The sequence below is a fragment of the Halopiger djelfimassiliensis genome, assembly GCF_000455365.1.
GTDB lineage: Archaea > Halobacteriota > Halobacteria > Halobacteriales > Natrialbaceae > Halopiger_B > Halopiger_B djelfimassiliensis.
Genome location: NZ_HG315686.1, coordinates 443,891 through 453,726, shown reverse-complemented (window position 1 = coordinate 453,726; position 9,836 = coordinate 443,891). Strand labels below are relative to the sequence as shown.

7 protein-coding genes are annotated in these 9,836 nt (G+C 58.6%); 1 reads left to right on the top strand and 6 read right to left on the bottom strand.

Going from position 1 to position 9,836, the window contains the following annotated elements; genetic code table 11:
- Positions 1-70: 70 nt before the first annotated feature.
- The 4 genes from TX80_RS13260 to TX80_RS13245 are packed head-to-tail and all read right to left on the bottom strand — an operon-like array spanning position 71 to position 4,601.
- A complete protein-coding gene (locus TX80_RS13260) occupies positions 71-1,123 on the bottom strand; it encodes a glycosyltransferase family 4 protein (RefSeq protein ID WP_268258151.1) in 1,053 nt (350 codons plus the stop codon).
- A gap of 29 nt (positions 1,124-1,152) precedes the next feature.
- Entirely contained in the window at positions 1,153-2,178 is a 1,026-nt protein-coding gene (locus TX80_RS13255; protein WP_049924083.1) for a DUF354 domain-containing protein, read from the bottom strand.
- 12 nt (positions 2,179-2,190) lie between these two features.
- Positions 2,191-3,279 carry a glycosyltransferase family 2 protein gene (locus tag TX80_RS13250; protein WP_049923600.1) on the bottom strand — a complete coding sequence of 363 codons (1,089 nt, stop codon included), beginning with the start codon at positions 3,277-3,279 and terminating at the stop codon, positions 2,191-2,193.
- On the bottom strand, positions 3,279-4,601 hold the full coding sequence (locus TX80_RS13245) for a nucleotide sugar dehydrogenase (protein ID WP_049923599.1): 1,323 nt from the start codon (positions 4,599-4,601) through the stop codon (positions 3,279-3,281). The genes TX80_RS13250 and TX80_RS13245 overlap by 1 nt, the downstream gene beginning before the upstream one ends.
- A 618-nt stretch (positions 4,602-5,219) precedes the next feature.
- Between TX80_RS13245 and glmM the strand changes: the two genes are divergently transcribed.
- Entirely contained in the window at positions 5,220-6,569 is a 1,350-nt protein-coding gene (gene glmM / locus TX80_RS13240; RefSeq protein WP_049923598.1) for a phosphoglucosamine mutase, read from the top strand.
- 116 nt (positions 6,570-6,685) lie between these two features.
- Here the strand turns inward: glmM and glmS are convergent, their stop codons facing one another.
- Entirely contained in the window at positions 6,686-8,482 is a 1,797-nt protein-coding gene (gene glmS, locus TX80_RS13235; RefSeq protein WP_049923597.1) for a glutamine--fructose-6-phosphate transaminase (isomerizing), read from the bottom strand.
- Positions 8,482-9,666, bottom strand: a complete 1,185-nt coding sequence (locus TX80_RS13230) for a sugar phosphate nucleotidyltransferase (protein ID WP_049923596.1) — start codon at positions 9,664-9,666, stop codon at positions 8,482-8,484. Before TX80_RS13230 ends, glmS begins: the two co-directional genes overlap by 1 nt.
- Positions 9,667-9,836 lie beyond the last annotated feature (170 nt).

Genomic DNA, 9,836 nt, shown 5'->3' with positions numbered 1-9,836 from the left:
AATACCGCCGAGACGCATCCGCCTGCTTTCTGATAATCGCGGAGGGAAGTCGGTGGCAGGGAGCGGCGGCTCAGCGTTCGCTCTCGATATCCCTCGAGAGCAGTTCCGAGTATGTATCGTACAGTTCCGAGGCAATGCACTCCCAGTTGTACTTCGTTTGGACGATCTCCTGATTCCGAACTGCCATCCGCGACACTTCCGAATTGGATCGACACAGCGACTGGAGTGCCGTGCGGAGCGCGCTGGGATCTCCTGGCTCGATCACACGGCCCCTGTCTTCGGTAATCACTTCGGGGATACTCCCGACGGACGTGGAGACGATCGCGTTTCCTGCCGCCATGGCTTCGAGGATTGCGATCGGGAGCCCCTCCGCGTAACTCGGAAGGACGAATATCGTTCCGTCTGCCAGGAGGTCCCGTTTTTTCTCTTCGGACACATAGCCGTGATAGTTGACTTCATTGTATTCGTCCTCGAGTTGCTCGATACGATCGGCGTACTGACCCGATCCTGCCACGTGGACCGTCAGTCCGTCCTGCTGGTCGACGAGAGCGGAAATCGCAGTTGCGAACTCAGCTGCACCCTTTCGCTCCGAGAGGTGCGATACGTAGACGATCGTTTGGTCCTTTGTATCGGACGAATCGGCATACTTCTCCGGATCAACGGCGTTCTGGATTGCGATAACTCGGTCCGCATTCGTGTGTGTCTCGACGAGTTCACGCCAGTAATCGGACAGCGTGATGACGCTACTACAGGCATGAAATCCGATTCGCTGAATCGTTTGTGCGACGATACTGTTTGCCGTGAGGAACTCGTCGAAAGACGAGCCGTGAATGTGAACGACGACAGGCACCCGCCAGATATACCTCGAGAAAAGAATGTAAAACGTCGCACGATAGAACGAGAACCAGTGAGCGGTGTGAACGTGCACGATATCGGGACGGCGTCGGAACGGAAACCGAAGGGCGGTAAACATCGTCTGGAAAACGGCCAAAACCACCCAGAGTGGTCCGCTTCCGGACGGTGTTTCGGTATCGTATACCCGAGTCGTGACGTTATCGGAGAGATGTTCGACTTGCTGGTCGATGTACCGTGGAATACCACCAACGGTTCGGTTCGATCCCACGATCAGAACGTCGACGTTGTCTCCCACGGTTAGGCCACCTCCTGGACGGCGTTGACGATTACGTTCGTCGTATCCACCTTATCGGCAAGCAGCCGTTCACGCCGGCGCTTCCATTGCTCGGAATCGTTTCGTTCGAGAATCGAAATCGCCTTGTCCAGGCCACGTTCGTGGCGATCAGCTCCGGAATAGGTGAACAAGAGTCCGTACTGGTGTTCGAGTTCGTCGATATAGCCGAGTTGACTCGAGGAAACGTACACCGCTGGTGTTCCAAGAACCGCACTTTCAGCGGCCATCGTTGCGCTTTCACCCACGAAGAGGTCTGCAAACGCCATTAGATCGTGGATGCGATGTGGAGGGACCGACACCTTTCGGTCACGTATCGATGCGGGCAACTCCGCCTCGGACGTGATTCTCACCGTCGTCCCCGTCGCCTCGAGCGCCTTGACGACATCGACGATATCGCTAAACCCGCCGTCTCCGATATCGTGGACGGCATCCCACGAGACGAGACGAAGGATGGCGAATCGTTCATCCCGTTCGACGTTGGCCTCGGAGAGGATCGATGGATCCGGTTCGAACCGGTTCGGATGGAGATACGCGAGTTCGTGATAACCGGGATACCGGACCTGTTTGGACCCGATATTGTCGTCGTAACACTCCGGTGTGTAGATCCGATCGGCAAACGGGAAGCAAAGCGCGTTCTGGAGCGTTGCGTGCTCTGTGTCGGTGAACACAAGACTCTTGGCGTCAGTGGCCGCCGCAGCATGAGTGATCGCGGGCTCGCCCATCGCGACCAGCACATCGGGATCGATCCGGCGGACCGCCCGGATGAGCGCCTTCTCGTATTGAAGCTGGACGAACGGCAGATGGAACATAGACGACGGCTCGTCAGCGACGACAGTGTGATTGATGTCGTACAACTCCAGCAGTTCCGTGTTGATCTCCTTTTTCCTGACAATTATGAAGACATCGTTGCCGTTCTCACTCAGTTGTCGGATACTGTTCCGAAACAGATGCACGTGCGCAGGGTGTTGTATTGTGAATATTATTTTCATATTTATCATCTTTTAGGCGCGGATCTGATGTTCCTTGTACTCGTTTTCCTTCATATCGAACACCATCGCAAGCATTATGAGCGCGGTTCCAACTGAAAACAACAATAAACTGGCCGACGCCCGAACGAATAGTGGTTCATCGAGTGCGACGTTTGCGTACAGAGACCAGACCCCACCGAGCAGGCTGATCGATCCTATGACGGCACCGAACAGGTAAAACAACGCCAGCGGGTGGAAATCGAGTACGAGGTACTTGACTTTCAGACGCCAGAGGAAATCCCGCAATAGCATCAGCGAAACCTTCCGAATGTAGGTAATGTAATTAATCGACGACTCTTCATCGCCATAGACGGCGGGAATCGCAACGTCAGCGACACCCATTCCCTTTGCGTTGAGTTTTACCAAGAGATCGTTACAGTACCCGTAGTACTCGTACATGTTTTCGACCCCGATCGCCTCGAGAGCGGTGTGGGAAATCGCGGTATACCCGTTCTGTGGGTCCATCGTTTTCCAGTATCCTGACGCGATCTTCGTCAGGAAAGTCAAAATCGAATTCCCGAAGAACCGGAACGCCGGCATCTCGGATCGGTACTCCTCGTACAGCAAACGATTCCCCTTCGCATAGTCGGCCTTCTCGTCGACGATCGGATCGAGTAGTTTCGGCAGTTGTTTGAGATCCATCTGGCCATCGCCATCGACCGTTGGGACGATGTCTACGTCGTCCTCGAGTGCAGCCAGATACCCTGTTTTAATAGCTCCGCCGGCTCCCAAGTTCTCACGGTGTTGGATCGGAACGACGCGACCGATCGGCTCCTCGACGACTGCACGACCACGCAACGTGTTCGTCCCGCCGTCAGTGACGGGTTTCGGTTCCGTCCGACCATCACTGCTTTCGTCAAGCCGACCTTCATACTCGAGTTCGATCTTCGAAGCGTCGTCACGCGCGGCTTCGTATATCTCCTCCCAGGTGCCGTCGGTCGAGCAATCGTCGATCAGATACATCCGGTCGACGTAATCGGGCATCTCACGGATCACACTGCCGACGAAACCTTCCTCGTTGTAGGCCGGAATGACGACGCCGACTGTATGTTCTCGATACATCAGAGTCTTCGATAGATGAAGCCGTTATCCCGTGCCGACTCCTCGAACGTCCCATCGACGTCGACGAGGACCGGATTTTCGGCCATCTCATGCGCGATATCGCCGAAGTGTAACCCGTGGAATTCGCTGTGGGGGGTTCCGATGATGATTCCATCGAACCCTTCGACGGCGAGTTCTTCCTGAACATCGACTCCGAACTCCTCGCATATCGCTTCGTTATCGGCGTGTGGATCAAAGCCGACGATATCGATTTCATACTCCTTCAGGGTATCGATGACGCCGCCGATTGCCGACGTTCGAATGTCGTCAACGTCCGGTTTGTAGGTAAGCCCGAGTATCAACACGCGACTGTTTTGCAGCACGTTCCCGGCTTCGTTGAGCGCCTTAATAGTAAGTCTTCCAATGTGTTCGGGGACGAATTCGTTGACTTCACGTGCTTGTTTGATCAACTCGGGTGCAAACCCGTTCTGCTCGCTTTCGTAGATGAGATAAAACGGATCAACCGGGATACAGTGTCCACCGACCAGTCCGGGGCGATAGTCATGGAAGTTCCATTTCGTTCCGGCAGCTTCGAGAACTGCCTGGGTATCGATGTCCAGATGATCACATGCGACCGACAGTTCGTTTATCAGTGCGATGTTGAGGTCGCGCTGCGTATTTTCGACGCACTTCGCTGCCTCGGCGGTTTCGACCGTTGGTGCTTCGTGGATACCGGCGTCTACCACCGTTTCGTAAAGTTCGGCGAGTTCCGTTCGCGTCTCGTCAGTCAATCCGCTTACGATCTTGACGACGTTTGGGAGACCGTGTTCATCGTCTCCGGGAACCATTCGTTCGGGTGAATACCCCACACCGAACTCCTCGCCCGCCTGCAGATCCGAGGCGTCTTCGAGTGCTGGAACGAACACCTCGCGTGTGGCTCCCGGATAGACCGTCGACTCAAGGACGACGGATGTTCCGGTGTCAAGCTGGTTCCCCACCATCTTACCGGCCTGTTCGACGTTTCCGAGGTCGGGCTTTTCGAGATCATCAACTGGTGTAGGAACGGCGACAATGATCACGTCCGCTCGTTCGATCGTCCGTTCGTCGGTCGTGAATTCGATTTCACTGTCCGTGATCTCGTTATCCCCTACGTCCCCCGTTGGATCGATCCCGGACTGCAGTCGCTCGATTTTCTCGGGGTCGATGTCGAATCCAGTGACATCGTGCCCGACACTATCGAACGCTTCTGCGAGTGGTAGTCCAACGTAACCGAGACCGACGACACAAATCCGTGTTGGCGTCGTGATCCCCTCTGTTTCGTCGTACGTATGGTCACTGCTCATTGTCGATTCCCTCGCCCCTCTTGATATTAAACATACCTTTCATCATCTTAATTTTCTAAAACTTCATCTGAATTTTTATCTGATAGCGCTGGCTCGTAAGTGAAGCCGCCATATTGCTATTCGGCTATTGATTCCGATCTATAGGATAAAAATTATTCGCTTGTCCTTCATTAATATGTTAATACTGAGCAGACCGATATTTCGTGACCGCCATAGCTGCTAGTATAGATACGAGCGGGTTTTATCGAGGTGCAAGTCCGTCTGTTGGTGGATCGCGATCGAGATTATCTGTGACAACTCCTGTGAGCAAAATCGACGACTAATCGGGGCCGGCATCGACGTAACGATTCAACTCTCGGCTACGGCCACGGAATGCTGGCTGCATTCGCTCGAATGCACCGCGGTCCGAGGGAATGATTGGTCGGATAGGACACTCCGACAGCGGGCTCACGACTGACTGTGAGCCGAAACACGCCAGCAAAGGATGGTGTCACTTTACCCGGAGCTGTACCACGAAACGTCTCGTGATAGCGACCACAACGGAGACGAAAACCAAACGCCGTTCGAAAACCGGGTCGAACCCTTTAACTTATATAATATATCCGTGATAATAACATCATGTTCGGTACCAGCGGAATTCGCGGTCCGGTCGGCGAAGAGATCACCGCCACCCTCGCGCTGTCGGTCGGCCGCGCGCTCGCATCCGAAGGGAATCGCCGCGTCGTCGTCGGTCGCGACGTCAGGGAAAGCGGGACGTTCCTTCACGAGGCACTCGCTGCAGGGGTACAGGAATGTGGTGCGGATGTCGTCGACGTCGGGGTAGCCGCGACGCCGACGGTGGCCCGCGCCGTCTCGACACTCGAGGCCGACGCTGGCGTCGTCATCACGGCGTCACACAATCCGCCGACCGACAACGGGGTCAAGCTGTGGACCCCGTCGGGGAAGGCGTTCGGACCCGACCGCAGGGAGGCGATATCGCGGCGACTCCGCGAGGACGACTACGACCTCGCGGCATGGGACGAACTCGGCTCGAGACGGTCCTGCGAGACCACCGCCGCCGACGCACACGTCCGTTCGTTGCGGGAGTCCGTCTCGGTGTCCCGGACGGATGCGCCGAACGTCGTCGTCGATCTCGGTAACGGTGCGGCCGGCAGTACTGCCCGCGTCCTCCACGACCTCGGCTGTACCGTCCGGACGCTGAACGGGCAGGAAGACGGCTCGTTTCCCGGCCGCCCGAGTGAACCGACCCGGGAGACGCTTACCGACCTCATGTGCATGGTCGCCGAAACGGATGCGGATCTCGGGATCGCTCACGACGGCGACGGCGACCGAATGCTCGCAGTGGATGGCACAGGTGCGTTCGTCCCGAAAGACGCCTTGCTCGCGCTTTTCGCAGTCGACGCGGCCGGGTCGGGAGATCGGGTCGCGGCCCCGGTCGATACGAGCCTCGCGGTCGATGACGCGCTGGCCGACGTCGGTGCCTCACTCACCAGAACGCGGGTCGGCGACGTCTACGTAGCCGAGCGGACCGCGGAGTCGGATGTCGTGTTCGGCGGCGAACCGAGCGGAGCCTGGATCTGGCCGGACCAAACGCTGTGCCCTGACGGGCCGCTTGCAGCCTGCAAACTCGTCGAACTCGTCTCCCGTGATGGCCCCCTTTCGGAACTCGTGTCGGATATCGAAACGTATCCGATCGAGCGGGATTCGATCGAAGTCACCGAAAAAAGCGCCGTCATGGAGCGAGTCCGGGAGCGTGTCGAGCGCCGGTACGATGTCGCCGAGCCGGGGATCGAAATCGACACTCGTGACGGGGTTCGCGTCAGTCTGACTGACGGTTGGTTCCTTGTGCGCAAAAGCGGGACACAGCCCCTCGTTCGCGTCACGGCGGAAGCGCGTGACGAAGCCGTCGCCCGGGAACTGTTCCATAACGCCCGGGAACTCGTTCGGAACGCGACCGCCGACCACTGACGGCGCCCTCTCGGCGTGCCTGCTACGGTAGCGGCCGGCTGTGGGTCGGAGCGTCACGAATCCCGAGTGCCGATACCGCGATCAGGACCCGTCAGTCCCCTCGTCGGCAGGGAGGATCACTCGACGGTAACGCTTTTCGCGAGGTTCCGTGGCTTGTCGATCGACCGTCCCAGCTGATTTGCGACCCAGTACGACACCAGTTGTAACTGGATGTTCGAGAGAATCGGCGTACATCGCGGCCCTGAAGACGGAACCTCGAGGATGTGATCGGCGTACTGGTCGACATCGGACGGCGAATCGGTGACTGCGACGACCGGTGCCCCCCGTGCCTCGACCTCTTTGATGTTGCCGATGGTCCTTGCGGCGTTTGACTCGCCGGTGACGATCGCAAACACGGGCGTTGCTTCGGTGACGAGCGCGAGCGGACCGTGTTTCAACTCGCCGGCCGCGAACCCTTCCGCGTGTTTGTACGTGATCTCTTTCATCTTCAGTGCCCCCTCGAGCGCGACGGGGGTGTTGTAGCCGCGGCCGATGAAGAAATACGCGTCGGCGTCGACGTACGTCTCGGCGATCGCTTGCGCGTTCGATTCGTCGAGTATCCGTTGAATGCGGTCGGGTAGCGTCCGGAGTCGTTTGATGAAGTCCGTCTCGGGCGTCCGATCCGGCGACAGCACCTGCGAGAGCATCGCCAGCGCCACCTGTTGGCTTGCAAACGTCTTCGTCGCGGCGACACCGATCTCCGGCCCGGCACGGATATACATCACGTGATCACACTCCCGTGCAGCCGAACTCCCGACGACGTTCGTCAGCGCCAGCGTCGATGCACCGACGCGGTTTGCCGCCCGTAACGCACGCATCGTATCCGCCGTTTCACCGCTCTGTGTGACGCCGACGACGAGCGTCTCGTTCCCGACCGGAAGCGACTCGACGTCGTACTCGCTGGCCAGATAACACTGTGCTGGAACCCCCTGTTCGCGCAACAGCCGAGCACCGTACAGTGCAGCGTGGTACGACGTTCCGCAAGCGACGAACTGTACCGGTCCCTGTCGCTCGAGGTCCGCCAACTCGGAGACCGTAATCGATCCCTCCATCTCGGTGACTCGCTCGCGCAGACACTTCCGTATCGCCGTCGGCTGTTCGTGGATCTCCTTGAGCATATAGTGGTCGTAACCACTCTTGCCGGCGTCTTCCGGATCCCACGAGATCGTCTCGACTGCCGTCTCGACGATGGCTCCTTGTTCGTCCGTGACGACGATCCCCGACGGGTTGACCCGTGCGAACTGCCCGTCCTCGAGATAGACCACGCGGTCGGTGTACTCGATAAACGCCGGCACGTCGCTTGCGAGATAGTAGCCGTCGTCACCGAGTCCCAGAACGAGCGGGGACTCGTTGCGGGCAGCGTAGACCGTCTCGTCACCCTCGAAGACGGCGGCGACGGCATAGCTCCCCTCGAGCCGCTGAACCGCTTGCCGGAACGCCTCCTCGCGGGTTGCGCCTTCCGCCAGTGCCGTTTCGATCAGGTGGGGAACGACCTCGGTGTCCGTGTCGCTGTTGAACGTGTGCCCGTCCGCTTCGAGCTCCGACTGCAGGGTCCGGTAGTTTTCGATAATTCCGTTGTGGACGACCGCGACGTCTCCGGTACAGTCCGTATGCGGGTGTGCGTTGGTGTCGGAAGGCGGACCGTGCGTACTCCAGCGCGTGTGACCGATACCGGCGGTTCCTCCGATATCGTCGTCCGGAATGGCGGTTTCGAGCGCGGACACCTCCCCCTCTCGTTTGAAGACTGCAAGCGACGAGTCGGCGACCGCGACGCCGGCGGAGTCGTAGCCGCGGTACTCCAGCGAGGATAGCCCGTTCATGAGCACGTCGATCGCGCCTCGGTCGGTTCCCGTATAACCGATGATTCCACACATTACGATCGCACCTCCGTTCCTTCCGATATCGTCCCACGAACGGTTGTGCCGGCCGCAACGGTCGCGTCCGGTCCGACGATCGTTCCCGGCACGTACCTGGTCCCTCCACGATCGCGAACGCGGTCGGCCAACAGCGCGCCGAGGGATTCGTTTTCGTGGACCCGGTCGTCGACGCGAACGTCACCGGGACCGCCGGGGATCGTCGTTCCACCACCAACGGTCACACCGATCCCAGTAACACAATCGAGGACGGTCGCCCCCACTCCGATTCGCGTGTCTTTATCGATAACGCTCCGTTCGACGACGGCGTTTGACTCCACCGTGACGTTCTCACCGAGACACGCGTACGGGCCGATGACCGCCCCGGGGCCGATTTCACAGTCCGAAGCGACGACGGCGGGCGGACGAACGGTAGCCGATTCGTGAACCATTGCGGTGGCTGCGATGTCGGCCCGCTGACTACCCTCAACGAGGTCCCCATCGAGCAACTCGAACGAAACGTCGAGCAGGTCCCACGGATACGTCGCATCCGCCCAGAATCCCTCCGAAATCACACCCTGAACGCGGGCGTCCGAGTCGACGAGTTCGGAGATGCCGTCCGTCAACGACTGTTCCCCGACCTGCGATTCGACCGAACGGATCGCCTCGAAGATCCGGGATTCGAACGCGTATACGCCGGCATTCAGTCGATACGGTCGTTCGTCGACGGGGTTTTCGACGAGGTCCGTGACGACCCCGTCTTCGAGAAGGAGGCCGCCGTACGCTTCGGTATCGGTCCGGTTGAGAGCCCCGACCGTCGCCGCCACGTCTCGTGTGTGGGCCGCCAGTACATCGCTGATGATCCGCCCCGAGACGATTTGATCGCCGTTGACGACGAGTATCGGTCCATCGACCTCGGACTCGGCCACAAGGAGTGCATGCCCGCTTCCGAGCTGTTGATCCTGGGTGACGTACGTCAGCGGTACGTTGCGATACGTCGAGCCGAAATACGCCTGTACGCGGTTCTGTCTGTAACCGACGACGACGGTAATGTCCGTTACACCTGCCTCGAGCAATTGATCGAAAACGTGTTCGAGAATTGGCGTCGTCGCGGCTGGAAGTAACGGCTTTGGCCGATACTGTGTCAGCGGCCGAAGCCGAATTCCTTCACCGCCAGCGAGGACGACAGCCGAAGGCGAATCCATATAATAATATCACCGCACCCCCTTTACTTATCGATTTCTATCCCGACAGAAAAGTGAGTAAGGAACGAAACGAGTTGTCCCGTGGTCGGCAGCGGATCCCGATCCAGAGGCCGACCAGCTATCGATGGGCGGCGACAGGCGACCGCAAATACAGACCCGGTGTTTGTTCG

Excerpts from the sequence above, each read along its gene's own strand:
- TX80_RS13255 (WP_049924083.1), bottom strand. The coding sequence starts at position 2,178 with ATGAAAATAATATTCACAATACAACACCCTGCGCACGTGCATCTGTTT.
- TX80_RS13250 (WP_049923600.1), bottom strand. The coding sequence starts at position 3,279 with ATGTATCGAGAACATACAGTCGGCGTCGTCATTCCGGCCTACAACGAG.
- TX80_RS13245 (WP_049923599.1), bottom strand. The coding sequence starts at position 4,601 with ATGAGCAGTGACCATACGTACGACGAAACAGAGGGGATCACGACGCCA.
- glmM (WP_049923598.1), top strand. The coding sequence starts at position 5,220 with ATGTTCGGTACCAGCGGAATTCGCGGTCCGGTCGGCGAAGAGATCACC.
- glmS (WP_049923597.1), bottom strand. The coding sequence starts at position 8,482 with ATGTGTGGAATCATCGGTTATACGGGAACCGACCGAGGCGCGATCGAC.
- TX80_RS13230 (WP_049923596.1), bottom strand. The coding sequence starts at position 9,666 with ATGGATTCGCCTTCGGCTGTCGTCCTCGCTGGCGGTGAAGGAATTCGG.